At 67.8% G+C, this 22,044-nt stretch carries 24 protein-coding genes; 17 read left to right on the forward strand and 7 right to left on the reverse strand.

Annotated elements, in window-relative coordinates; genetic code table 11:
• Window positions 1–270 precede the first annotated feature (270 nt).
• Entirely contained in the window at window positions 271–1,989 is a 1,719-nt protein-coding gene (locus tag ACKOQ4_RS01100; RefSeq protein WP_526287964.1) for an N-acyl-D-amino-acid deacylase family protein, read from the reverse strand.
• Window positions 1,990–2,023: 34 nt separating this feature from the next.
• Here ACKOQ4_RS01100 and ACKOQ4_RS01105 point away from each other — a divergent pair, with 34 nt between their 5' ends.
• Both ACKOQ4_RS01105 and ACKOQ4_RS01110 read left to right on the forward strand, forming a co-directional pair.
• Window positions 2,024–2,530 (forward strand): mycothiol transferase, encoded by a 507-nt coding sequence (locus ACKOQ4_RS01105; RefSeq protein ID WP_526287966.1) that lies wholly within the window; start codon window positions 2,024–2,026, stop codon window positions 2,528–2,530.
• Between the two features lie 17 nt (window positions 2,531–2,547).
• On the forward strand, window positions 2,548–3,081 hold the full coding sequence (locus tag ACKOQ4_RS01110; RefSeq protein WP_526287968.1) for a phosphatase PAP2 family protein: 534 nt from the start codon (window positions 2,548–2,550) through the stop codon (window positions 3,079–3,081).
• A gap of 2 nt (window positions 3,082–3,083) precedes the next feature.
• Here ACKOQ4_RS01110 and ACKOQ4_RS01115 read toward each other — a convergent pair whose 3' ends face one another.
• On the reverse strand, window positions 3,084–5,105 hold the full coding sequence (locus ACKOQ4_RS01115) for a prolyl oligopeptidase family serine peptidase (RefSeq protein ID WP_526287970.1): 2,022 nt from the start codon (window positions 5,103–5,105) through the stop codon (window positions 3,084–3,086).
• Between the two features lie 23 nt (window positions 5,106–5,128).
• On the opposite strand from ACKOQ4_RS01115, the gene exaC reads away from it, so the two are divergent.
• From exaC to ACKOQ4_RS01145, 6 genes are read left to right on the forward strand one after another with little or no spacing between them, the layout of a single operon-like run.
• Entirely contained in the window at window positions 5,129–6,652 is a 1,524-nt protein-coding gene (gene exaC, locus ACKOQ4_RS01120; protein ID WP_526287972.1) for an acetaldehyde dehydrogenase ExaC, read from the forward strand.
• A complete protein-coding gene (locus ACKOQ4_RS01125) occupies window positions 6,649–7,155 on the forward strand; it encodes a DUF779 domain-containing protein (RefSeq protein ID WP_526288002.1) in 507 nt (168 codons plus the stop codon). Before exaC ends, ACKOQ4_RS01125 begins: the two co-directional genes overlap by 4 nt.
• 30 nt (window positions 7,156–7,185) lie before the next feature.
• The gene (locus tag ACKOQ4_RS01130) at window positions 7,186–7,464 is read left to right on the forward strand and encodes a putative holin (protein WP_526287974.1); all 279 of its coding nucleotides are present in this window, start codon (window positions 7,186–7,188) and stop codon (window positions 7,462–7,464) included.
• A complete protein-coding gene (locus tag ACKOQ4_RS01135; RefSeq protein WP_526287976.1) occupies window positions 7,457–8,341 on the forward strand; it encodes a hypothetical protein in 885 nt (294 codons plus the stop codon). The genes ACKOQ4_RS01130 and ACKOQ4_RS01135 overlap by 8 nt, the downstream gene beginning before the upstream one ends.
• Before the next feature lie 45 nt (window positions 8,342–8,386).
• Window positions 8,387–9,781, forward strand: coding sequence for a dihydrolipoyl dehydrogenase (lpdA, locus tag ACKOQ4_RS01140; protein ID WP_526287978.1), 1,395 nt, complete (start codon window positions 8,387–8,389; stop codon window positions 9,779–9,781).
• Complete coding sequence (locus tag ACKOQ4_RS01145) at window positions 9,778–10,071, forward strand: hypothetical protein (RefSeq protein ID WP_526287980.1); 294 nt, start codon at window positions 9,778–9,780, stop codon at window positions 10,069–10,071. Before lpdA ends, ACKOQ4_RS01145 begins: the two co-directional genes overlap by 4 nt.
• 3 nt (window positions 10,072–10,074) lie before the next feature.
• Here ACKOQ4_RS01145 and ACKOQ4_RS01150 read toward each other — a convergent pair whose 3' ends face one another.
• Together ACKOQ4_RS01150 and ramB are read right to left on the reverse strand one after the other, a co-directional pair.
• The gene (locus ACKOQ4_RS01150; protein ID WP_526287982.1) at window positions 10,075–10,617 is read right to left on the reverse strand and encodes a carboxymuconolactone decarboxylase family protein; all 543 of its coding nucleotides are present in this window, start codon (window positions 10,615–10,617) and stop codon (window positions 10,075–10,077) included.
• Between the two features lie 49 nt (window positions 10,618–10,666).
• The gene (gene ramB / locus ACKOQ4_RS01155) at window positions 10,667–12,085 is read right to left on the reverse strand and encodes an acetate metabolism transcriptional regulator RamB (protein ID WP_526287984.1); all 1,419 of its coding nucleotides are present in this window, start codon (window positions 12,083–12,085) and stop codon (window positions 10,667–10,669) included.
• Between the two features lie 96 nt (window positions 12,086–12,181).
• On the opposite strand from ramB, the gene ACKOQ4_RS01160 reads away from it, so the two are divergent.
• The 4 genes from ACKOQ4_RS01160 (at window position 12,182) to ACKOQ4_RS01175 (ending at window position 16,432) form a co-directional block, all read left to right on the forward strand.
• Entirely contained in the window at window positions 12,182–13,003 is an 822-nt protein-coding gene (locus tag ACKOQ4_RS01160) for an acyl-[acyl-carrier-protein] thioesterase (protein ID WP_526287986.1), read from the forward strand.
• A 240-nt stretch (window positions 13,004–13,243) separates the two neighbouring features.
• Window positions 13,244–14,530 carry an isocitrate lyase gene (gene aceA, locus ACKOQ4_RS01165; protein WP_526288004.1) on the forward strand — a complete coding sequence of 429 codons (1,287 nt, stop codon included), beginning with the start codon at window positions 13,244–13,246 and terminating at the stop codon, window positions 14,528–14,530.
• A gap of 67 nt (window positions 14,531–14,597) precedes the next feature.
• Entirely contained in the window at window positions 14,598–15,458 is an 861-nt protein-coding gene (locus ACKOQ4_RS01170) for a 3-hydroxyacyl-CoA dehydrogenase family protein (RefSeq protein ID WP_526287988.1), read from the forward strand.
• Window positions 15,459–15,553: 95 nt separating this feature from the next.
• Window positions 15,554–16,432 carry a cyclopropane mycolic acid synthase family methyltransferase gene (locus ACKOQ4_RS01175; RefSeq protein ID WP_526287990.1) on the forward strand — a complete coding sequence of 293 codons (879 nt, stop codon included), beginning with the start codon at window positions 15,554–15,556 and terminating at the stop codon, window positions 16,430–16,432.
• Between the two features lie 9 nt (window positions 16,433–16,441).
• Here the strand turns inward: ACKOQ4_RS01175 and ACKOQ4_RS01180 are convergent, their stop codons facing one another.
• Window positions 16,442–17,293, reverse strand: coding sequence for a polyphosphate kinase 2 family protein (locus tag ACKOQ4_RS01180; protein ID WP_526287992.1), 852 nt, complete (start codon window positions 17,291–17,293; stop codon window positions 16,442–16,444).
• 16 nt (window positions 17,294–17,309) lie between these two features.
• Window positions 17,310–18,023, reverse strand: coding sequence for a TetR/AcrR family transcriptional regulator (locus ACKOQ4_RS01185; protein ID WP_526288006.1), 714 nt, complete (start codon window positions 18,021–18,023; stop codon window positions 17,310–17,312).
• A gap of 179 nt (window positions 18,024–18,202) precedes the next feature.
• Here ACKOQ4_RS01185 and ACKOQ4_RS01190 point away from each other — a divergent pair, with 179 nt between their 5' ends.
• The 5 genes from ACKOQ4_RS01190 to ACKOQ4_RS01210 all read left to right on the forward strand — a co-directional run bounded on the left by ACKOQ4_RS01190 (window position 18,203) and on the right by ACKOQ4_RS01210 (window position 21,469).
• Window positions 18,203–19,534, forward strand: coding sequence for a DUF445 domain-containing protein (locus tag ACKOQ4_RS01190; RefSeq protein ID WP_526288008.1), 1,332 nt, complete (start codon window positions 18,203–18,205; stop codon window positions 19,532–19,534).
• Window positions 19,535–19,624: 90 nt separating this feature from the next.
• On the forward strand, window positions 19,625–20,002 hold the full coding sequence (locus ACKOQ4_RS01195; RefSeq protein ID WP_526287994.1) for a helix-turn-helix domain-containing protein: 378 nt from the start codon (window positions 19,625–19,627) through the stop codon (window positions 20,000–20,002).
• Window positions 20,003–20,066: 64 nt separating this feature from the next.
• Window positions 20,067–20,696: a heparin-binding hemagglutinin gene (locus ACKOQ4_RS01200; protein ID WP_526287996.1), complete on the forward strand. Its 630-nt coding sequence runs from the start codon at window positions 20,067–20,069 to the stop codon at window positions 20,694–20,696.
• A gap of 81 nt (window positions 20,697–20,777) precedes the next feature.
• Window positions 20,778–21,056 carry a DUF2516 family protein gene (locus ACKOQ4_RS01205; protein ID WP_526288010.1) on the forward strand — a complete coding sequence of 93 codons (279 nt, stop codon included), beginning with the start codon at window positions 20,778–20,780 and terminating at the stop codon, window positions 21,054–21,056.
• Window positions 21,053–21,469, forward strand: a complete 417-nt coding sequence (locus ACKOQ4_RS01210) for a DUF2599 domain-containing protein (RefSeq protein WP_526288012.1) — start codon at window positions 21,053–21,055, stop codon at window positions 21,467–21,469. Before ACKOQ4_RS01205 ends, ACKOQ4_RS01210 begins: the two co-directional genes overlap by 4 nt.
• Before the next feature lie 6 nt (window positions 21,470–21,475).
• Here the strand turns inward: ACKOQ4_RS01210 and ACKOQ4_RS01215 are convergent.
• Window positions 21,476–22,044: LmeA family phospholipid-binding protein (locus tag ACKOQ4_RS01215; RefSeq protein ID WP_526287998.1), on the reverse strand; the 569-nt coding region annotated here is incomplete at its 5' end.

Genomic DNA, 22,044 nt, shown 5'->3' on the forward strand with positions numbered 1-22,044 from the left:
ACCGGAATAGCCCGGCTCGCCCCGACAAGGACAGCGAGCCGGGCTTTTCCGTTCGTTCCCCTTTCGCCGAAGCCGAGCGTGTTCACCGAAGCCGAGCGTGCGGTTTCATACTCAACACGCCGCTGGCGGCGGATCGGGACGCACACTCGCCGCAGCCTGTGTATGCGCTCTCGGCCGGGGCCTTGACGTTCCGTGAACTCCGGCGGTTTCACACCCCGCCGCTGGCGGCGTGTTGCGAACGAAACCGTACGGCCGGCGGAAAAGGCAGGGTCAGGAGGGCGCCGGCTGCCGCCCGCGGATCAGCCGGCCGGGCCGGGCGGCCGTCGGCACCCCGTTCTCGGCGATCACCTCGCCGTTGACGATCGTCGCCACGTAGCCGTCGGCGGTCTGGTCCAGACGGCGCCCACCGGCGGGCAGGTCATGGGTGATGACCGGCTTGTGCAGCGTCAGGCCGGCGTGGTCGATGACGTTCAGGTCGGCCTTGTAGCCGACGGCGATCCGCCCGCGGTCGGCCAGCCCGGCCACCCGGGCCGGCACCGAGGTCAGCAGGCGCACCGCATCGGCCACGCTCAACCGCCCGGTAGCCCGGTCCCGGGCCCAGTGCGCCAGCACGAACGTGGGATAGCTTGCGTCGCAGATCATCCCGTAGTGCGCACCGCCGTCGCCGAGGCCCAGCACCACGTCGTCGCGGCGGATCAACTCGCCGACGGTGTCCAGCGAGTTGTTCTCGAAGTTGGCCAGCGCCACCAGCATCATGGCGTGCCCCTCGTCGTCGAGCAGCCGGTCGTAGGCCTCCTCGATCGGGCTCACCCCGCGGGCCCGGGCCCGGGCCAGGATGCTGTCCTCGGCAGCGGGTTCGTAGTCGGCGGGCTCGGTCAGCGGGAACATCCACTGCCAGGACTGCGCGAAGTACATGAACGGATGCCCCTCGCCCGGCTTGTCGGCCAGGATTCGGGCCCGGACCTCGGGCTTGCGCATCTCCGTAACCCGCTGCGGCAGAGGAAGATCGGCGATCGCCCGATAGCTTGGGTACAGCGCGAACGGGTTGGCGGTCAGCTCCAGTCCGATCACCAGTCCGATCGGGCGGGCGAACACCTGCGCGGTGATATCGGCGCCGGCGCTGGTGAACTTCTCCACCAGGTTCACCGCTCCAGGCCAGATCGGCGCGCCGGAGTTGCCGGTCGTCAGGGTGAAGGTCACCGCCAGCCCCGCGTCGGTGGCGGCTTCGAACACCTCCTGCAGCACCCCTTCGTAGCCGCCGGCGGCGATGTCGGGAATGAACTGCAGCAGCCCGCCGCCGGCATCGGCCACCCCGGCGGCGATCGCCGAGATCTCCTCGTAGGCGGCACCATAGGTCGGAATCGGCGCGCCGCTGCCGGTCTTGTGGAAGGCGAATCGCGACGACGACACCCCCAGCGCCCCGACCTCGACGGCCTCGGCGGCCAGCTTGCGCATGAGCGCCAGATCCTCCGGGGTGGCCGGCTCGCGGTCCGCGCCGCGCTGTCCCATCACGTACACCCGAAGCGGGGAGTGCGGCAGGTAGGCCGCGACGTCGATGTCCCGAGGCCGTGACTCCAGCGCGTCGAGGTACTGCGGGAAGGTCTCCCAGTCCCAGGGCAGCCCGTCGGTCATCACCACACCCGGGATGTCCTCCACCCCGGCCATCACGTCGACGAGCACGTCGTGGTCCTCCGGCCGGCACGGCGCGAAGCCGACACCGCAGTTGCCCATCAGCGCGGTGGTCACCCCGTGCGACGACGACGGCGAGCACCGGTCCGACCAGATCGCCTGGCCGTCGTAGTGGGTGTGCAGGTCGACGAAGCCGGGGGTGACCAGCAGACCCGACGCGTCGATCTCCTCGGACCCGCTGCCCTCGACGGCGCCCACCGCGACGATCACGCCGCCGGACACGGCGACGTCGCCGTGGACGGGTTCCCCGCCGAGACCGTCGATGATGGTGCCGTTGCGGATGACCAGGTCGTAGCTCATCAAACGAGATTACGTCTCCAGTAGCGTCGGCGGTATGGCCGACGCCGCACGCGAAATCCTGCGGGACTCCTTCACCCGGATCATCGAGCACGTCGACGATCTCACCGATGGCCTGGCCGGCGAGGTCTCGTTCTTCCGGCCCGTCCCGACCGCCAACAGCATCGCCTGGCTGGTCTGGCACAGCGCCCGCATCACCGACGCGCAGTTGGCCCACATCGCCGGCGTGCCGCAGGTGTGGTTCAGCGGAGGGTGGGTGGACCGCTTCGCCCTGGATCTTCCGCGTGACTCCGACGGCTACGGCCACACGCCCGAGGAGGTCGCCCGGGTGCGGCCTCCCGCCGATCTGCTCGCCGGCTACTACCATGCAGTTCACCGCATGACGTTGGAGTACATCGCGACCGTGAACGCCGAGGAACTGTCCCGTATCGTCGACGCGAACTGGAATCCGCCCGTGACCGCGAGCGTGCGACTGGTCAGCATCATCGACGATTGCGCCCAGCACCTCGGTCAGGCGGCCTACCTACGGGGGATAGCCCCCTGATCAACGGGATCGACAGAGTGCTGCTGGGCTGGCCGATGGTCGGCCTCCCGCTGATGGTGCTGCTCGGCATGGGTGTGCGCGGCGGCGCCACACCCCTCGACGCCTGGATGCAGCAGGCCCACGGCACTCCGCTGAGCTCGCTGCTGGTGCTCACCGACTACCGCACCGCCCAGGGGTTGCTCATCGCGGCGGTGCTGGCCTCGCTGTACCGGCGGCTGTGGTCCCTGCTGCCGCTGATCGTGCTGGTGCCCGCCGTCGCCGTTCTGACCGCCCGCATCCTCAAGCCGGTGTTCGGGCGTTTCAAGGACGACAGCCTGGCCTACCCCAGCGGACACACCACGGTGATGGTGGTCTTGCTGGGGTTGCTGATCGTGGCCGTCGGCGTGCGCCGCTGGCTGGTGTGGGCGGCGGTGGCGTTCGCCACGTTGGGCATCCTCGGCCAGTCGGTGACCTACCACTACTTCACCGACGCCGTCGGCGCCCTGCTGCTGGGCACCTCGCTGGTGTGCATCGCGGTGGCGGTTCTGCGCCGGATCCGCCGCCGGCTCTGAGGCTAGGGGTTCCGGGCCGCTTCCGGCCCGCCCAGCATCCGGAGCAGGAACGAGAACGCCAGCGCGGACTTGAAAGCCGTCTGCGCGTTGTCGGCGGCGCCGGCGTGGCCGCCTTCGATGTTCTCGTAGTACCGGACCGGGTGCCCGGCCGCCTCCAGTGCGGCGGTCATCTTGCGGGCGTGGCCGGGATGGACCCGGTCGTCGCGGGTGGAGGTGGTGATCAGCACGGGCGGGTAGCGCTTACCGGTGGTGACGTTCTGGTACGGGGAGTATTCGGAGATGAACTCCCAGTCCGCCGGGTCGTCCGGGTCGCCGTACTCGGCCACCCAGGACGCCCCCGCCAGCAGCAGGTGGAAGCGCTTCATGTCCAGCAGCGGGACCTGGCAGACCAACGCGCCGAACAGGTCGGGGTACTTGGTGAGCATGATTCCCATCAGCAGCCCGCCGTTGCTGCCGCCCTGGGCGCCGAGTTGGCCGGGCGTGGTGATGCCGCGGACGACGAGATCCCGGGCCACCGCCGCGAAGTCCTCGGCGACCCTGTGCCGGCCCTCCCGCATGGCCTGGGTGTGCCAGCCTGGGCCGTACTCCCCGCCGCCGCGGATGTTCGCCAGCACGTAGATGCCGCCCCGGGTCAGCCAGAGCCGGCCGAGGACGCCCCCGTAACCGGGTGTCTGGGCCACCTCGAAACCGCCGTAACCGCCCAGCAGCGTGGGCGCCGGTGACGCCGGATCGCGCGGGCCCACAACGAAGTAGGGGATCCGGGTGCCGTCATCGGAGACCGCGAAGTGCTGGGACACCGACAGTCCGTCGGCGTCGAAGAACGCCGGCGCCCGCTTGATCGGGGCGACCCGGCCGCCGGCTGTTCCGTGCAGCAGCGTCGACGGGGTCAGGAAACCGCTGGAATCCAGGAAGATCTCCGCACCGGTGTCGTCGGCGGCGACGACGACGGTGTTGCTGTTGGGTGGCAGGCCGTCGAGCGGCTCCCGGGTCCAGGATCCGGGTGTGACGATCTCCACCCGGCTGGTGACGTCGGCCAGCGTCACCATCACCAGGCGGTCCCGGGTCCAGGCGTACTGGTGCAGACAGGTCCGCTCATCCGGGGTGAACACCACGGCCAATTCCGCTGTGCCGGCGAGGAACTCCTCGTAGTCGGCCGCCAGCAGCGAGCCGGCGGTGAAGTCCGCGGTGCCGGTGTGCCAGTCGGTGCGCAACTCGATCAGCAGCCAGTCGCGGTGCACCGAAACCGTGGCGTCGGTGGGGGCGTCGATGCGGATGAGCTCTCCGGAGCGCAGCTGGTAGCGCTCGTCGTTGAAGAAGTCGATGGCCCGGTAGATCATGGTGCGCTCGTAGCCGGGTGTGCGGTCTGCTCCGGCGGCCACCGTGACATCGGTGACCGATCCGGTGAACAGCGTCTCGGCGTCGGACAGCGGTTGCCCCCGGTGCCAGCGTTTGACGATGCGCGGATAGCCCGACTCGGTCATCGAACCCGGGCCGAAGTCGGTGCCGACCAGCAGTGTGTCGGGGTCCTCCCAGCTGAATCGCGACTTGGCCTCGGCCAGTTCGAAGCCGTCCGGAACGAAATCGATTGCCCGCATGTCGAATTCGCGGACCACAGAGGCATCCGAGCCGCCGCGCGACAGCGAGACCAGCGCACGGCTGTGGTCGGGCTCGATGACGTCCGCGCCGGCCCACACCCAGTTCTCCCCGTCGGCGCGGGCCAGTGCGTCGACGTCGATCAGCACCTCCCAGTCGGGAGCCTCGGTGCGGTAGCTCTCCAGGGTGGTGCGCCGCCACAGACCACGCGGGTTGGCGGCGTCCCGCCAGAAGTTGTAGAGGAACTCACCGCGCCGCCGCACGTAGGGAATCCGGGTGTCGGTGTCGAGCACCTCCAGTGCCTCGGCCCGCATCCGTTCGAAGTCCGCATCGGCGAACTCCGCGACGGTTGTGTCGTTGCGCTCCCGGACCCAGTCCAGGACGTCGTCGCCGTCGATGTCTTCGAGCCAGAGAAAGGGGTCCTCGACCATGCGCGCAGCGTAATCTCCAGGCCATGACCGTTTACACACGTCCCGGCAGTTCCGGCGCGCTGATGTCTTTTGCGAGCCGATACGAGAACTTCATCGGCGGCCAGTGGGTTGCGCCGGCCGAAGGCCGGTATTTCGAGGCGCTCTCACCGGTCAACGGGCAGCCGTTCTGCGAGGTGGCCCGCTCCACCGCGCCCGACGTCGAGAAGGCCCTCGACGCGGCGCACACCGCCGCCCCGGCGTGGGGCCGGACCTCCGTCGCCGAACGGGCGGTGCTGCTGAACAGGATCGCCGACGTGATCGAGGCCAACCTGGAACCCATCGCGCTGGCCGAGTCGTGGGACAACGGCAAGCCCATCCGCGAGACGATCAACGCCGACATCCCACTGGCGGTCGACCACTTCCGCTACTTCGCCGGCGCGATCCGCGCCCAGGAGGGCAGCCTCAGCGAGATCGACGACGACACCGTCGCCTACCACTTCCACGAACCGCTCGGCGTGGTCGGCCAGATCATCCCGTGGAACTTCCCGATCCTGATGGCGGTGTGGAAGCTCGCGCCCGCACTGGCGGCCGGCAACGCGGTGGTGCTCAAGCCGGCCGAGCAGACCCCGGCCTCGATCATGTACCTGATCTCGCTGATCGCCGATCTGCTGCCGGCCGGGGTTGTCAACGTGGTCAACGGGTTCGGCGTGGAGGCCGGCAAGCCGCTGGCCTCCAGCAACCGGATCGCCAAGATCGCCTTCACCGGCGAGACCACCACCGGCCGGCTGATCATGCAGTACGCCAGCCAGAACCTGATCCCGGTGACACTGGAACTCGGCGGCAAAAGCCCGAACATCTTCTTCTCCGACGTGATGGCGGCGAACGACGACTACCAGGACAAGGCGCTCGAGGGCTTCACCATGTTCGCCCTCAACCAGGGCGAGGTGTGCACGTGCCCGTCGCGCTCGCTGATCCAGTCCGACATCTACGACGAGTTCCTGGCGCTGGCGGCGATCCGCACCAAAGCGGTGCGCCAGGGCGACCCCCTGGACACCGAGACGATGATCGGTGCGCAGGCATCCAACGACCAGTTGGAGAAGATCCTGTCCTACATCGAGATCGGGCGCAGCGAGGGCGCGACAGTCATCACCGGAGGTGAGCGTGCCGACCTCGGCGGGGACCTCTCCGGCGGTTACTACGTGCAGCCGACGATCTTCGCCGGGGACAACGCCATGAGGATCTTCCAGGAGGAGATCTTCGGACCTGTCGTCTCGGTGACGTCCTTCGCCGACTACGACGACGCGATCCGCATCGCCAACGACACGCTCTACGGGCTCGGTGCCGGAGTGTGGAGCCGCAACGGCAACGTCGCCTACCGCGCCGGGCGCGACATCAGGGCGGGCCGGGTGTGGACCAACTGCTATCACCAGTATCCGGCGCACGCCGCGTTCGGCGGCTACAAGCAGTCCGGCATCGGGCGGGAGAACCACAAGATGATGCTCGACCACTACCAGCAGACCAAGAACCTGCTGGTGTCCTACAGCGACAAGGCGGTGGGGTTCTTCTGACTCTCCCTCCCACGGCCGGCGCACCGCCCCGGGTGCTCATCACCGCCGCGGCCGCCGACCTGCTGGCGCGGCTGCGGGACCGGCACGGGCCGGTGATGTTCCACCAGTCCGGCGGATGCTGCGACGGCTCGTCGCCGATGTGTTACCCCGAGGGTGAGTTCATCGTCGGCGACCGCGACGTCCTGCTCGGCGCGCTCCTCGGCGCGCCGGTGTGGATCTCCGGTCCGCAGTTCGAGGCCTGGAAGCACACCCAGCTGGTCATCGACGTCGTGCCCGGCCGGGGCGGCGGATTCAGCCTCGAAGCACCGGAGGGGGTGCGTTTCCTCAGCCGTGGCCGCGCCTTCACCGGCGCGGAAGTCGAGTTGCTGGCGGGCGACCCGCCGCTGACCGGAGCCGACTACGAGCAGGGCCGACGGCCTCCCGAACGGGCCGATGCGGTGGTCGATGACGCAGCGAGAGCCTGCCGAATACCTGATCGGCGCGCCGAAGCGGGTCCGCAGTAGACGGGCTTTCGCGCCGTATCGTCAGAAACTGTGATTCCCCTGCCCCGGGCATGGCTGCTCACAAGCGCGCTGCTCCTCGGCTGCGTCGCCGGTCAGATCGCCGCGGTCGCGGCCAAGTTGGCCGTCGACGTCACCGTCCGCCCCGATCTGGTCGTCGCTCTGGTCGTCGGGGTCCCGGGTGTGATCGGGCTGCTGCTCGTCCTTGCCTCAGGCCGGCGCTGGGTCACTTCGCTGGGGGCGTTCATCCTGGCGCTGGGCCCCGGCTGGCTGTCGGTCCTGCTTCTGCTACAGGTGGTCTCCAATGACTGACACCGCTTCGCCGATCACCGGGCCGCACCTGACGCCGATGTTCGCCAGCGGCGTCCAGCCCGCGCTGACCCCCAACACCGAACCGCATCCGGCCCCCATCTTCGACACCGGCCCCCACCCGGATCCCCTGCAGTCGGAGTCGGTGGTCGAAACCCCCCGCCCCGGAGGGGTCGATCCCGATCTCGAGTGGCACTCCGATGAGTGGGAGTCCGCCGCCGTGGCGGTCGAAGCCGGGCCCGTGATGGTCGAGTCGGCGGCCGACACCGGAACCCGGATGGTGATCATCGAGGCCGGGTCCGAGCCCGCTTTCGAACCCGCCGCGGAGCCGGTGGTCGTCGAACCCGCCCCGGAGCCGGTGGTCGAACCCGTCCTCGCGGGCCTGGCCGGCGACCTCGACGCCGCCGTCGACGCACTCGACGCACTCGACGCACTCGAGGCCGACCCCCCGACGCCGCAGGCCTTCAGCGAGTACGTCAATGTCGACACCGACGCCTTCCTGCGGTCGGTCACCGGGCACATCGAACCGGTCGCGGTGCCGGCGCATCCCGTCGTATTCCCGAGCGCGTACCAGTTCGTCAAGCGCTGGAAGTTCGCCCTGATGGTGGCCGGGGTCGGGGTGCTGGCCGCCGCGGCCGGCGCCGGGTTCTACTACTGGTGGTACACCGCGCTGGTCAAGACGATCCCGGTGCTGGGCATCCTGCTCTACCTGGTCGCATGCATGGTGGCCAGCCTGCTCGTCTCGATGGTGCCCAACCGCCCGCAGGTGACCGCGCTGTCGATCGCGCTGATGGCCGCGCCGCTGGCGTCGATGGGCGCCGCCGCGATCCTGCACGGCGCCTACTACTTCGAATGGATCACCCGCCCGATCGTCGGGTGAACCAGTCCGCCCTTTCCGGTGGCCCGCTCGGGCTAGGGTAGGGCCGTGACCCACTACGACGTCGTCGTCCTCGGCGCCGGCCCCGGCGGTTATGTCGCGGCCATCCGCTGCGCCCAACTCGGCCTCAACACCGCCATCATCGAACCCAAGTACTGGGGCGGGGTGTGCCTCAACGTCGGCTGCATCCCGTCCAAGGCGCTGCTTCGCAACGCGGAACTGGCCCACATCGTCACCAAGGAAGCGGCCGCGTTCGGATTCACCGGACAGGTCACCGCAGACTTCGGCGCTGCCTTCGATCGCAGCCGAAGCGTCGCCGACGGCCGAGTGGCCGGCGTGCACTACCTGATGAAGAAGAACAAGATCACCGAGATCCACGGGTACGGCCGGTTCACCGACGCCAACACCATCACGGTGGACCTCAACGAAGGCGGCACCGAGACCGTCACCTTCGCCAACGCGATCATCGCCACCGGCAGCAGCACCCGGCTGATCCCCGGGACGTCGTTGTCCGGGAACGTCGTCACCTACGAGGAGCAGATCCTCGACCGGGACCTGCCGCGCTCCATCGTCATCGCCGGTGCCGGGGCGATCGGCATGGAGTTCGCCTACGTGATGGTCAACTACGGCGTCGACGTGACCATCGTCGAGTTCCTGCCCCGGGCGCTGCCCAACGAGGACGCCGAAGTCTCCAAGGAGATCGAGAAGCAGTACAAGAAGCTGGGCGTGAAGATCCTCACCGGGACGAAGGTCGAGTCGATCACCGACGACGGGTCGACGGTCACCGTGGTGGTCAGCAAGGACGGCGCGAGCCAGGAACTCAAAGCCGACAAGGTGATGCAGGCCATCGGGTTCGCCCCCAACATCTCCGGCTACGGCCTTGAGGCGACGGGCGTGGCGCTGACCGACCGGGGCGCGATAGCCATCGACGACTACATGCGCACCAATGTGCCGCACATCTACGCCATCGGCGACGTCACCGCCAAGCTGCAACTGGCCCACGTCGCCGAGGCGATGGCGGTGGTGGCCGCCGAGACCATCGGCGGGGCGGAGACGATGACGCTGGGCGACTACCGGATGATGCCCAGGGCAACCTTCTGTCAGCCGCAGGTCGCCAGCTTCGGCCTCACCGAGGAGCAGGCCAGGGCCGAGGGCTATGACGTGAAGATCGCCAAGTTCCCCTTCACCGCCAACGGGAAGGCACACGGGCTGGCCGACCCGACCGGCTTCGTCAAGGTGATCGCCGACGGCAGGTACGGCGAACTGCTCGGGGCGCATCTGATCGGGCCCGACGTCTCCGAACTGGTTCCCGAGCTCACCCTCGCGCAGAAGTGGGACCTCACCGTCAGTGAGCTTGCCCGCAACGTGCACATCCACCCGACGCTGTCGGAGGCGCTGCAGGAATGCTTCCACGGCCTCGCCGGCCACATGATCAACTTTTGAGCTCGGCCGATTCCGCCGGCATCACGTCGCGGGTCGTCGCCGGCATCGGCGGGCTGCTGCTCGGGCACATACTGTGGCTGATCCTGATCTCGATGGCCGTCGGCTCGTCGGCGGTCAGCACCTGGGTTCTGGTCGTCTCGGTCCTGGTCGCAGCCGGAGCCACTCTCGCCTGGCGCCGCGCCCGCGCGTGCCACCGGCGCAACGAACTGGTCTCGGCGGTGTTCCTGGCCGCGCTGCCGGTAGCCCCGGTCGTCTTCAGCGTGATCGTGCTGGGGGAGACCTACCTCTAGCGGCTAGTCCGGGAAGTCCATCGGAACCCGCAGGGTGGCCAGGATTCCAGCGATGGTGTCGTAATGACCTGCCAGAGCGCAGAATTCGATGATCTGCTGGCGGTTGAGATACTTCGACAGCTCCGCATAGGTCTCGTCGGAGAGATCCCGGTCGGTGGTGAACTCGTCGACGGCCTGCAGCAGGGCCCGCTGCCGGCTGGTCAGACCCGCTGCCCGGGGCCCCTCGAAGATCCTCTCCTGCAGGTCGTCGTCGACACCGCGGGAGCGGGCCAGCCGGCGGTGCTGCTGGAGTTCGTACTCGGAGCCGCGCAGATGCCCCACCCGCAGGATCACCAGTTCGGTCTCGGTCTTGGGCAGCTTGCCCTTGTTCAACAACTGACCGGCGTAGGGCAGGAAGGTCCAGAACAGCATCCGGTGCTGGCCCAGCACCTCGAACAGATGCATGTGCGGAGCCCTCACCCGGCGCGCGGCGATCCTGGATATGCCCCAGTTGACGAGGCCCAGTTCCCGGCGGCCGCCGGGCGGGATGCGGGCCGTCTCGCTCACGGACGTCTTCCGGTCTTCGCGCGAGCGCTCCCGGATGCCTGTCGAGCGATCATCGGTCTTCCTTCACTAGGTATGGCGACACGGTACTGCGGTGCTCGTCGATGTCCAGCGCGTGGCCCAGCGCCGGGAAGGCCCGCTGCGGACAGTTGTCCCGTTCGCAGACCCGGCAGCCGGCCCCGATCGGGGTCGCGCTGTCCGACGACAGGTCCAGGCCGCGGGAATACACCAGCCGACTGGCGTGGCGCACCTCGCAGCCCAGGCCGATCGCAAAGGTCTTGCCGGGCTGTCCGTAGCGGGATGCGCGCCGCTCGACGGTTCTGGCCACCCACATGTAGTTGTGCCCGTCCGGCATCTGGGCTATCTGAACCAGAATCTTGCCGGGGTTGGAGAAGGTCTCGTAGACGTTCCACAGCGGGCAGGTCCCTCCTGAGGACGAGAAGTGAAATCCCGTGGCGGACTGGCGCTTCGACATGTTGCCGGCCTTGTCGACCCGGACGAAGGAGAACGGGACCCCGCGCATCGACGGCCGTTGCAGGGTGGACAGCCGGTGGCAGACGGTTTCATAGCTGACCTGGTAGAAGGCCGACAGGCGTTCGATGTCGTAACCGAAGTTCTCGCTGACGTCGTGGAACTGCCGGTAGGGCAGGACGGTCGCCGCGGCGAAGTAGTTGGCCAGCCCCAGCCGTGCCAGCCTGCGGGACTCGTCGCTGGTGAACCTGCCGTCGGCGACCATCTCGTCGATCAATTCGCCCACCTCCAGGTAGGCAAGCTCGGCGGCCATCTTGAAGGCGCGCTGACCCGCTGAGAGGTGCGTGGAGATCTCCAGGGTCTTCGACGCGGGGTGGTAGCGGTGCAGGACGGTATCGCCGAGGTCGATGCGCCGGACGATCCGCACCCCGTGCACCTCGGTGAGCCGGCGGGACAGCTCGGTGCGCAGTTCACCGCCGTGCATCCGCACCCGCGCGGTGAGCCCCTCGGCGGCGGTGTCGAGTTCGTGCAGATAGTTCTGCCGCTGATAGAAGTAGTCGCGCACCTCCTCGTGCGGCATCGTGATCGCTCCGCTGCCGCTGCTGTCGCTGAACCTGTCCTCGGTGGCGTCGGCGAGTTGCGCGGCGGTGATCCGGTAGCGGCGGTGCAGGTTGACCATCGCCCGCGCGATGGACGGGTGGGTCCCGACCATGTCGGCGATCTCGGCGGGATCGACCTCGGCCTCCAGGTCGCGATCGAGCATCACCTCCCGCAGCTCGGCCACCAGACGGGTGTCGTCCTGGGACGAGAAGAAGGTCGCGTCGACGCCGAAAACCTCGGTGATGCGCAGCAGCACGGCGACGGTGAGCGGCCGGACGTCGTGTTCGATCTGGTTGAGGTAGCTCGGCGAGATCTCCAGCACCTGGGCCAGCGCGGCCTGGCTGAAGCCGCGTTCGCTGCGCAGCTGTCGTACCCGTGAACCGACGTAGGTCTTGGGCATGCCGCCAGCGTAGCGGCGTGTGAAGTGCCAGTTGGCAGTGTTGGCAACGGCTGGCTGGTTGCCATCCAAAATCGGCTTTTGGCATGATCGCGACCCATGGGCGGCGACGCGACGGACCAGGCGGGCCTGGCCAAGGTATTGGCCCCGGTGCCCGACCCGCCGCCGCCGGAGGTCTTCGACCGGCAGTGGCCGCTGCGGGCGGCCGACGCCGACCGCCACGGCCGGCTTCGGCTCGACGCCGCGGTCCGCCACATCATGGATGTCGGCCAGGATCACCTGCGGGAGATGGGACATCTCGAGTCCCATCCGCTGTGGATCGTCCGCCGCACCATGGTCGACATGATCCGCCCGATCGAGATCCACGACACTCTTCGGCTGCGCCGGTGGTGCTCGGGCGCCTCGACCCGGTGGTGCGAGATGCGGGTGCGCATTGACGGCCGCAAGGGCGGGCTGGTCGAGACCGAGGCGTTCTGGATCAACTTCAGCAGGCAGACCCAGGGGCCCTCGCGCATCGCCGACGACTTCATGGAGGGTCTGATGAAGACCACCGCCATCAATCGGCTGCGGTGGAAGTCCTACCTGTCCGCCGGTTCGCGGGAGGACGCCGACGAGATCCGCGAGTTCCCGATCCGGGTCAGCGACATCGACCTGTTCGACCATGTCAACAACTCGGTGTACTGGAAGGTGGTCGGGGAGTTCCTCGCCCCCTACCCCGAACTGCTCGCGGCACCCCTGCGGGTCACCATCGAGCACGACGCCCCGATCAGCTACGGCGACAAGCTCGAGGTGCTGCTGCACGTCTTCCCACCCGGCTCCACCGACAGGTTCGGACCCGAGCTGACCGATCGCACCGTGAGAACGCTCACCTACGTCGTCGGCGACGAGGTCAAGGCGCTGGCGGCGATGTTCCCGCTCTGAGCAGTTCCGGGCGCCGTGGCCTGCGGTGATCGACACCCGCGGGACCATTCTTCGCAAACTTCGCAAAATGTGGGCCGTTTCCTTGCCGGATTTCGCACTGGAGACGATTTTGACCTGCGTATATCGACTGTGCCATCGTCGTGGCGAAATACGAGCGATGAGTGTCCAGCGTTAGCAGAAATGTCAGCGCCCACCGACACACGGTCTGAGACAGCGAAGGAGAGGCCCATGTCCCGTTCCATTTCCGAGGTCGGCAAGCCGAAGAGCGCCGCGGAGATTCAGAAAGACTGGGACTCCAATCCGCGCTGGAAGGGCATCACCCGGACCTACACCGCCGATGCGGTCGTCGCGCTGCAGGGCACCGTCGTCGAGGAGCAGACCCTCGCCCGCCGCGGCGCGGAGATCCTGTGGGACCAGGTCAACAGGATGGACTTCGTCAACGCCCTCGGCGCGCTGACCGGGAACATGGCGGTCCAGCAGGTGCGGGCCGGCCTGAAGGCCATCTACCTGTCGGGCTGGCAGGTCGCCGGAGACGCCAACCTCTCCGGCCACACCTACCCCGACCAGAGCCTGTATCCGGCCAACTCGGTGCCGCAGGTGGTCCGCCGGATCAACAACGCGCTGCTGCGCGCCGACGAGATCGCCAAGGTCGAGGGTGACACCTCCGTCGAGAACTGGCTGGTGCCCATCGTCGCCGACGGTGAGGCCGGCTTCGGAGGCGCGCTCAATGTCTACGAGCTGCAGAAGGCGATGATCGCCGCCGGCGTCGCCGGCTCGCACTGGGAGGACCAGCTGGCCTCGGAGAAGAAGTGCGGCCACCTGGGCGGCAAGGTGCTCATCCCGACCCAGCAGCACATCCGCACGCTGACCTCCGCGCGCCTGGCCGCCGACGTGGCCGACGTGCCGACCGTGGTGATCGCGCGCACCGACGCCGAGGCCGCCACCCTGATCACCTCCGATGTCGACGACCGCGACAAGCCGTTCGTCACCGGTGAGCGCACCGCGGAGGGCTTCTACCACGTGCGCAACGGCTTGGAGCCGTGCATCGCGCGGGCCAAGGCCTACGCGCCGTACTCCGACCTGATCTGGATGGAGACCGGCACGCCGGACCTGGAACTGGCGGCCAAGTTCGCCGAGGGCGTCAAGGCCGATTTCCCCGACCAGCTGCTGGCCTACAACTGCTCTCCGTCGTTCAACTGGAAGCAGCACCTCGACGACGCCACCATCGCGAAGTTCCAGAAAGAGCTCGGCGCGATGGGCTTCAAGTTCCAGTTCATCACGCTGGCCGGTTTCCATGCGCTGAACTACTCGATGTTCGATTTGGCCTACGGGTACGCGCGCAACCAGATGAGCGCCTACGTCGAGTTGCAGGAACGGGAGTTCGCCGCCGAGAAGCGCGGATACACCGCCACCAAGCATCAGCGCGAGGTTGGCGCCGGCTACTTCGACAGGATCGCCACCACGGTGGACCCGACCTCGTCGACCACCGCTCTGGCGGGCTCGACCGAAGAGGGTCAGTTCCACTGAGCCGGCCGGGGACCCGGCCCGGCTGGCGGGCGAGGGTCCTCGTGGACGAGATCATCAGGGAGGCAACGTGACTCAAGCGATCGAGCGGGTCGGCGTGATCGGCGCCGGCCAGATGGGCGGCGGTATCGCGGAGGTGTGCGCCCGGGCCGGGGTCGACGTCACGGTGTTCGAGACGACCGATGCCCTGGTGACGGCCGGCCGCAACCGGATCACCAAGTCCCTGGAACGCGGTGTGAGCGCCGGCAGGATCACCGAGCGGGAGCGTGACGGCGCGCTGGATCGGCTGCGCTTCACCACCAAGCTGCCCGACCTGGCCGACCGCCAGCTGGTCATCGAGGCGGTGATCGAGGACGAAAAGGTCAAGGCCGCCATCTTCGGCCAGCTCGACGAGATCATCACCGACCCCGACGCGGTGCTGGCGTCGAACACCTCCAGCATCCCGATCATGAAGATCGGGGCCGCGACCAGGAACCCCGGCCGGGTCCTCGGACTGCACTTCTTCAACCCGGTCCCGGTGCTTCCACTGGTGGAACTGGTGACCACCCTGGCGACCACCGATGCCGCGGCCGCGCGCACCGAGCAGTTCGCCGGCGCGGTTCTGGGCAAGCAGGTGGTCCGCTGTACGGACCGCTCCGGCTTCGTCGTCAACTTCCTGCTGGTGCCCTATCTGCTCTCGGCGATCCGGATGGTCGAATCCGGCGTCGCCACCGTTGAGGACGTGGACAAGGCCGTGGTTGCCGGTCTGTCGTATCCGATGGGCCCGTTGCGGCTGTGCGACCTGATCGGGCTGGACACCCTCAAACTGATCGCCGACAAGATGTACGACGAGTTCAAGGAGCCGCAGTACGGCCCGCCGCCACTGCTGCTGCGGATGGTCGAGGCGGGCCGGCTGGGCAAGAAGTCCGGCCAGGGCTTCTACCCCTACTGATACCCCTACTGATATCCCTACTGACCGCCACGGAATGTGCGCTCGGCGGGTCCGGTGGACTACGATCCCTCACAACTCGCGGAAGGGCAGGCTTGATGGGCGACGTTGACACGGATCTGACTCCCTACTACGAGGAGTCCCAGTCCATTTACGACGTCTCGAACGAATTCTTCGCGTTGTGGCTGGGCCCAACGATGGGCTACACCTGCGGTTACTACGAGCGCGACGACATGAATCTCGAGGAGTCGCAGAACGCGAAGTTCGATCTGGCGCTCGGCAAGCTCAACCTCGAGCCCGGCATGACACTGCTCGACGTCGGCTGCGGCTGGGGCGGCTGCCTGGAGCGTGCCGTCGTCAATCACGACGTCAACGTCATCGGCATCACGCTGAGCAAGGCGCAGTCGGACTACGCCCGCCAGCGTCTGGCCAAGCTCGACACCGATCGCAAGATCGAGATCCGCATGCAGGGCTGGGAGGAGTTCGACGAGCCGGTCGACCGCATCGTCTCCATCGGCGCCTTCGAGGCGTTCAAGGCCGAGCGCTACCCGATGTTCTTCGAGCGGGCCTACAGCATTCTGCCAAGCGACGGCAGGATGCTGCTGCACACGATCCTGGCGCACACCCAGAAGTTCTTCCGCGACAACGGAATCAAGCTGACCATCAGCGACCTGAAGTTCATGCGTTTCATCGGTACCGAGATCTTCCCGGGTGGCCAGCTGCCGGCGGTGGAGGACATCGAGAAGCTCGCGGCGGACTCCGGTTTCACCCTCGAGCGCGTCCATCTCCTGCAGCCGCACTACGCGCGCACCCTGGACATGTGGGCGGCGAACCTGGAAGCCAAACGCGACGAGGCGATCGCGCTGATGGACGAGGCGACCTACGACAAGTACATGAAATACCTGACCGGGTGCGCCGACTTCTTCCGCCGCGGCATCACGAACGTCGGTCAGTTCACCCTGGTGAAGGGCCAGTAGCGCGCAGGGTCAGAGCTCGGCGACCCGCTTGCGCTCGGCCTCGACGTCGAAGTCGGCCTCCGGCCAGGACAGGTTCATCGCGGTCAGGGCCTCGATGAGCAACTCGGTCACCGCCAGCCGGGCGTACCACTTCTTGTCGCACGGCAGTACGAACCACGGAGCCCGGTCGGTCGAGGTCCGGTCCAGCATGACCTGGTAGGCCTCCTGGTAGGCGGGCCAGAGTTTGCGTTCCTCGAGGTCGCCGGGGTTGTACTTCCAGTACTTGTCCGGCCGCTGCAGCCGCTCGGCCAGCCGGGCCTTCTGCTCGTCGAGGGAGACGAACATGGCCACCTTGACCACGGAGGTCCCTGAGTCGATGAGCTCCTGCTCGAAGGTGTTGATCTCGTCGTAACGCTGATCCAACTCCTCGACGGGAACCAACTTGTGCACCCGGACCACCAGAACGTCCTCGTAATGGGACCGGTCGAAGACGCCGATATGGCCGGCCGGCGGCAGTGACTTGTTGATCCGCCACAGGAAATGGTGCGAGCGCTCCTCCGGTGTCGGCTTGCCGAAGCTGTGGTAGTCGATGCCCATCGGGTTGCCGGCGCCGACCACGTGGGTGACGATCCCGCCCTTGCCGGCGGTGTCCATCCCCTGCAGTACCAGGAGAACCGAGCGGTTGTCGCCCTCCCTGCCGTTGGCGTACAGCTTCTCCTGGAGTTCGGCGAAATGCTCCCCGCGTTCGTCGGTGATCCGCTCGGCATCCTCGCGTTTGGCGCTGAAGCCGGGACTGGAGTCGGTGTCGATGTCGCTGACCCTGTCCCCGGGCCGGAAGCGCAACACGTCGGAGGGCTTATGTGTCCACAGCTCTTTCGCCATGGCCGAACACTAGAGACTAAAGCGGTGTTGCGGGCTGCAATGCCGGCAAAACCGGCGGCGGGTGCGGCTCGGACCGGAATCGCTCCAACGAACCGCCCACCTCGACGATGCCGCACAAGGCGCTCCAGCACAGCATCGTCAGATAGTCGATCAGCTCATCGCTGCTCATTCGCGGGTTCGACATCCAGGAGTGGGTGGCCTGCTGGACGCCGCCCACGATCAGGAAGGCCCACGGCTCGACGCCGCGGGTGTCCATGCCGACGACCTGCATGCGCCGGCGCAGCATCACCGCCAGCATCCGGGCGATGATCTGCTCGGAGTCGGCGATCACCTTGTTCCTGCTCGCCGACGAGTTGGCCATCACGAAGCGGTACGGCTCCGGTTCGGCCGCCACGGTCTGGACGTACACCCGGATGATCTCGCGGGTCATGTCGAACCCGTCGAGGTCGGAGGACAGGGCGGCCGCCATGTTGGGAATGAGGGTGGTCTGGGTGAAGCGCATCATCACCGCGGTGGTGAGGTCGTTCTTGTCCACGAAGTAGCGGTAGAGCACCGTCTTGGAGACGCCTATCTCGGCAGCGATCTCGTCCATGCTGACGTCGCGGCTCTTGTCGCCGCCGAGGCGCCGGATCGCGTCGAGTGCTCCGTCGACCAACTCGGTGCGCCGCTCCACCTTGTGCCGGTGCCAGCGCCGTTTGCGGCCGTCGGTCTTGACCGCGCCCAGGGCAATACCCGCGCCGGGCGCGTCGCTGGATTCAGACTGTGTCACGTCGCCCTACCGCTCCCTTCCGAGGGCGATTCTAACCGGCGCGAACAGGAAAGTTGTGACGGGCGGTCACACCTAAATCCGGGCTTAGCTCGTGGCGAATAGCCGGCGGCTGAGTCGTGCCGATAGCGGATGATGGTGTGGTGGTCGCCAAACACCGCCTCGCTGCCGGGACGGGGTCCCCCGGGCCGCGCAGTTCGTTTGCTGAGTCCTTCGCCGGTGCGGACGCCCAGGCCGATGCCGAGCGGCTGGCCAACCTGCGCCGGATGAAGGCGGTGGCGCTCGGGTTCCTGATCGGCGCGACGGTGATATTCCTGGTCTGCCGGTGGGCGCAGGCTCAAGGCGGCCCGCCCTGGCTGGGCTACGTGGGGGCCGCGGCCGAGGCCGGCATGGTCGGCGCGCTGGCTGACTGGTTCGCCGTGACCGCCCTGTTCCGTCATCCGCTCGGCCTTAAGATCCCGCACACCGCGATCATCAAGCGCAAGAAGGACCAGCTCGGCGAGGGGCTCGGCAGTTTCGTGCGGGAGAACTTCCTGTCCCCGGAAGTGGTGGAGACCAAGCTGCGGGACGCCGAGATCGCCAGCCGGCTGGGCAAGTGGCTGTCCGAGCCCGACCACGCGGCCCGGGTCGCCGAGGAGACCGCGACCATCATGCGGGTCGGCGTGGAACTGCTCAACGACGAGGACATCCAGCAGGCCATCGACAAGAGCATCGTCAAGCGCCTCGCCGAGCCGCAATGGGGCCCGCCGGTGGGCCGGGTGCTCAACCAGTTGCTCGTCGAGAACCGCCAGGAGGCGCTCATTCAGCTGCTGTGCGACCGGGCGTTCGAATGGGCGCTCAACGCCGGGCCCACCATCGACCGGGTCGTGCTGCGGGACTCCCCGAGCTGGTCGCCGAAGTTCGTCGATCAGCTCGTCGGTGACCGCATTCACCGTGAGCTGATGGACTTCACCGACAAGGTCCGACGCAACCCCAACCACGAACTGCGCCAGTCGGCCAACCGCTTTCTGTTCGAATTCGCCAGTGATCTGCAAAGCGACCCGGAGACGATCGCCCGCGCTGAGACGGTCAAGGAGCAGCTCATGGAGCGCGACGAGGTGACCCGAGCGGCCGAGACCGCCTGGAAGACCCTCAAGCGGCTGGTTCTCGACGGTGTCAACGATCCGTCCAGCGAACTGCGGGGCCGCATCGCCGACTCGGTGGTGCGCATCGGCGAGTCGCTGCGCGACGACGCCGAACTGCGCGACAAGGTCGACGACTGGATCATCCGGGGAGCCCAGCACCTGGCCGGCCAGTACGGCGCGGAGGCGACCACGATCATCACCGACACCATCCAGCGCTGGGATGCCGAGGAAGCCAGCAGGCGCATCGAACTGCACGTGGGCCGCGACCTGCAGTTCATCCGGATCAACGGCACCGTGGTCGGGGCGCTGGCCGGCCTGGTGATCTATACCGTCGCGCAAATTCTGTTCTGACCTGCGCTAGCAAGTGCTTGCAATTGTTAGCACTGCGCGGTAGGCTGGTGCCGTATGAAGGCGACAACCGTTCCCGCGAGGAGGCGAGGCATGACTCAGGAGTCAGACCTTGCCGCCGTGGTCAGCAACGCCGCGCAGGACATCGGCAGCTTCATCCGCACCCAGCGGGAAGCCGCCCAGGTCTCGGTGCGGCAGCTGGCCGAGCGGGCCGGGGTGAGCAATCCCTACCTCAGCCAGATCGAGCGGGGACTGCGCAAGCCTTCCGCCGAGGTGTTGAGTCAGATCGCGAAGGCGCTGCGGCTCTCGGCGGAGGTGCTGTACGTCCGGGCCGGGATCCTCGAGCCCGGACAGCCGAGCCAGGTGCACGACGCCATCATCGGTGACACCGCGATCACCGAACGGCAGAAGCGCGTCCTGCTCGACATCTACACCTCGTTCCGCCAGCAGAACGAGGGGTCGCCGGCGTAGTAACCGGGCAGTAATCAGTCCTCAACTGAACAGCTTCACGAGAAACCGAAAGGAAACAGCCACAATGGCGAAGAAGAAGAGCAAGAACGAGACCTCGATCGAGGACCTCAAGGCCCCGCTGCTGGCCGCGGTCGGCGCCGCCGACCTGGCCCTGGCCACCGTCAACGAGATCGTGGTCACCCTGCGCGAGCGTGCGGAGGTCGCCGGAGACCGTGTCGGTGACGGTCGGGCCGCTCTGACCCGGCTGCAGGAGCAGCTGCCCAAGCGGACCGAGGAACTGCGTGGCCGGCTGACCGCCGACGAGCTGCGCAAGGCTGCCGACGAGTTCATGGTGGACGCCACCGAGACCTACAACAGCCTGATCGCCCGGGGCGAGGCCGCCCTGGAGCGGCTGCGGGGCCAGGCGGAGTTCAAGGATGCCGCTGACCGTGTCGAGACCTATGTCGAGTCGGCCGTCGAGCTGACTCAGGAGGCCCTGGGCAACGTGTCGGCGCAGACCCGCGCGGTCGGCGAGCGTGCGGCCAAGCTGGTCGGTGTCGAGCTGCCGGCGAAGAAGGCCCCGGCCAAGAAGTCCGCTCCGGCCAAGAAGGCGGCTCCGGTCAAGAAGGCCGCCGCCAAGAAGGCCGCTCCGGCCAAGAAGGCTGTCAAGAAGGTCGCCAAGAAGGCTCCGGCCAAAAAGGTGACCCAGAAGTAAGACCGACGAACCGCAGGTCGGCCGCGAGAGGCCTACCTCGGTTCGACCCCGGGCACGAGACCCGCCTACCCTTGAAGCGTGATGCTTCAGGGTGTGGCGGGTCTCGTTCTTGATGTGCTCTTCTGGGCGGTGCTGGGGGCGACGGTGTACGCGTTCGTGCATGCCGCCCTCCAGCGGCCGGATGCCTATACCGCCGTCGACAAACTCACCAAGCCGGTCTGGCTGGTGATCCTGGGCGGTGCCGCCCTGCTCTCGTGGGTTCTGGGAGTCATGGGAATGGTGATCGCGGCGGTCGCGGCGGGCGTCTACCTGGCCGACGTCCGGCCCAAACTCCTCGAGGTCCAGGGGAAGTCGCGCTGAACGTGCCGCGGTTCGCGGCGGTGGCGCTGGCCGCCTGGGCGATGACCACGCTCGGCGTCCCGGCCGCCCGGGCCGACGCCGCTGCACCGCCGCCCTACATCGATCACGTCCGGTGGGTCGCCTACAGCGGTCTTCCCACGCTGCGGATCTACCCGACTCCGGCGGGCCGGGAAGTGGCGGGTTCGGTGGCCAAGACCGCGGCCCAGTCCGACGAGGCCTGGGCAGAGGTGCTGGCGCTGGCGCCGGACGCCGGCACCGCCGGAATGCGCGCGCAATTCCTCTGCCACTGGCGCTTCGCGGAGTTCGCCGAGCCCGGAAAGACCAGTTGGGACCTCGAATCGTGGCGGCCCGCGGTGGACGACAACACCATGATCGTCACCGGCTGCAACCCCGGAGACCCGGAGAAGGGCTAGCGGGTCCTACGTACCCACTCCGGCGAAACAGGGATCCTGCTGACCGGTCGGGATCGTCGCGTCGCGGGTCACGAACCGCGCTGTCACCCCGTCGTCGGTCACCGCGACGCTTTCGGCGTGGATGCCCATCGGCAGGTTCCTGGTCAGCTGCCCGGTGAACGCGTCCAGGGCGGGCTGCATCGTCTCGCGCGGCAGGGTGAAGCCCAGGCCGGTCACTCCCACCACCTCGAGGGACAGACCGCCGTCGGCCGCCTGCGGCTTGATCGTCACCGTGCCGAGCGGACCCTGCAACTGCAGGGTGCCGGCCGATGCGTCCGGTGTGACGCCGCTGATCAGCCCGCCGACCAGGGGTATCAGGCCCGAAACCGTGCGCTGGATGCCGTCGGCGGACCAGGTGACGTCGGCCTCGAGGGACCCCAGCGTGCCCGTCGACTCGGCGGTCGGATGGATCCGGACGTCGTCGAGCCGCAGTTGCAACTTCATGCCCTTGGCCTCCCGGATCTGGTTCCCGGCGGTCTCCACCCTCATGTCGCGGTAGCTGTGGGTGAAGTGCTGCAGCAGGAACGGCCGCAGCC

The sequence above is a fragment of the Mycobacterium sp. genome (assembly GCF_046095365.1).
Lineage (GTDB): Bacteria > Actinomycetota > Actinomycetes > Mycobacteriales > Mycobacteriaceae > Mycobacterium.

What these genes read in the sequence shown, in the direction of transcription:
- ACKOQ4_RS01160 (WP_526287986.1), top strand. Translation starts at nt 12,182, where the DNA reads ATGGGCGGCGACGCGACGGACCAGGCGGGCCTGGCCAAGGTATTGGCC.
- ACKOQ4_RS01105 (WP_526287966.1), top strand. Translation starts at nt 2,024, where the DNA reads ATGGCCGACGCCGCACGCGAAATCCTGCGGGACTCCTTCACCCGGATC.
- ramB (WP_526287984.1), bottom strand. Translation starts at nt 12,085, where the DNA reads ATGCCCAAGACCTACGTCGGTTCACGGGTACGACAGCTGCGCAGCGAA.
- ACKOQ4_RS01200 (WP_526287996.1), top strand. Translation starts at nt 20,067, where the DNA reads ATGGCGAAGAAGAAGAGCAAGAACGAGACCTCGATCGAGGACCTCAAG.
- ACKOQ4_RS01115 (WP_526287970.1), bottom strand. Translation starts at nt 5,105, where the DNA reads ATGGTCGAGGACCCCTTTCTCTGGCTCGAAGACATCGACGGCGACGAC.
- ACKOQ4_RS01135 (WP_526287976.1), top strand. Translation starts at nt 7,457, where the DNA reads ATGACTGACACCGCTTCGCCGATCACCGGGCCGCACCTGACGCCGATG.
- exaC (WP_526287972.1), top strand. Translation starts at nt 5,129, where the DNA reads ATGACCGTTTACACACGTCCCGGCAGTTCCGGCGCGCTGATGTCTTTT.
- ACKOQ4_RS01175 (WP_526287990.1), top strand. Translation starts at nt 15,554, where the DNA reads ATGGGCGACGTTGACACGGATCTGACTCCCTACTACGAGGAGTCCCAG.
- ACKOQ4_RS01100 (WP_526287964.1), bottom strand. Translation starts at nt 1,989, where the DNA reads ATGAGCTACGACCTGGTCATCCGCAACGGCACCATCATCGACGGTCTC.
- ACKOQ4_RS01180 (WP_526287992.1), bottom strand. Translation starts at nt 17,293, where the DNA reads ATGGCGAAAGAGCTGTGGACACATAAGCCCTCCGACGTGTTGCGCTTC.
- ACKOQ4_RS01205 (WP_526288010.1), top strand. Translation starts at nt 20,778, where the DNA reads ATGCTTCAGGGTGTGGCGGGTCTCGTTCTTGATGTGCTCTTCTGGGCG.
- ACKOQ4_RS01195 (WP_526287994.1), top strand. Translation starts at nt 19,625, where the DNA reads ATGACTCAGGAGTCAGACCTTGCCGCCGTGGTCAGCAACGCCGCGCAG.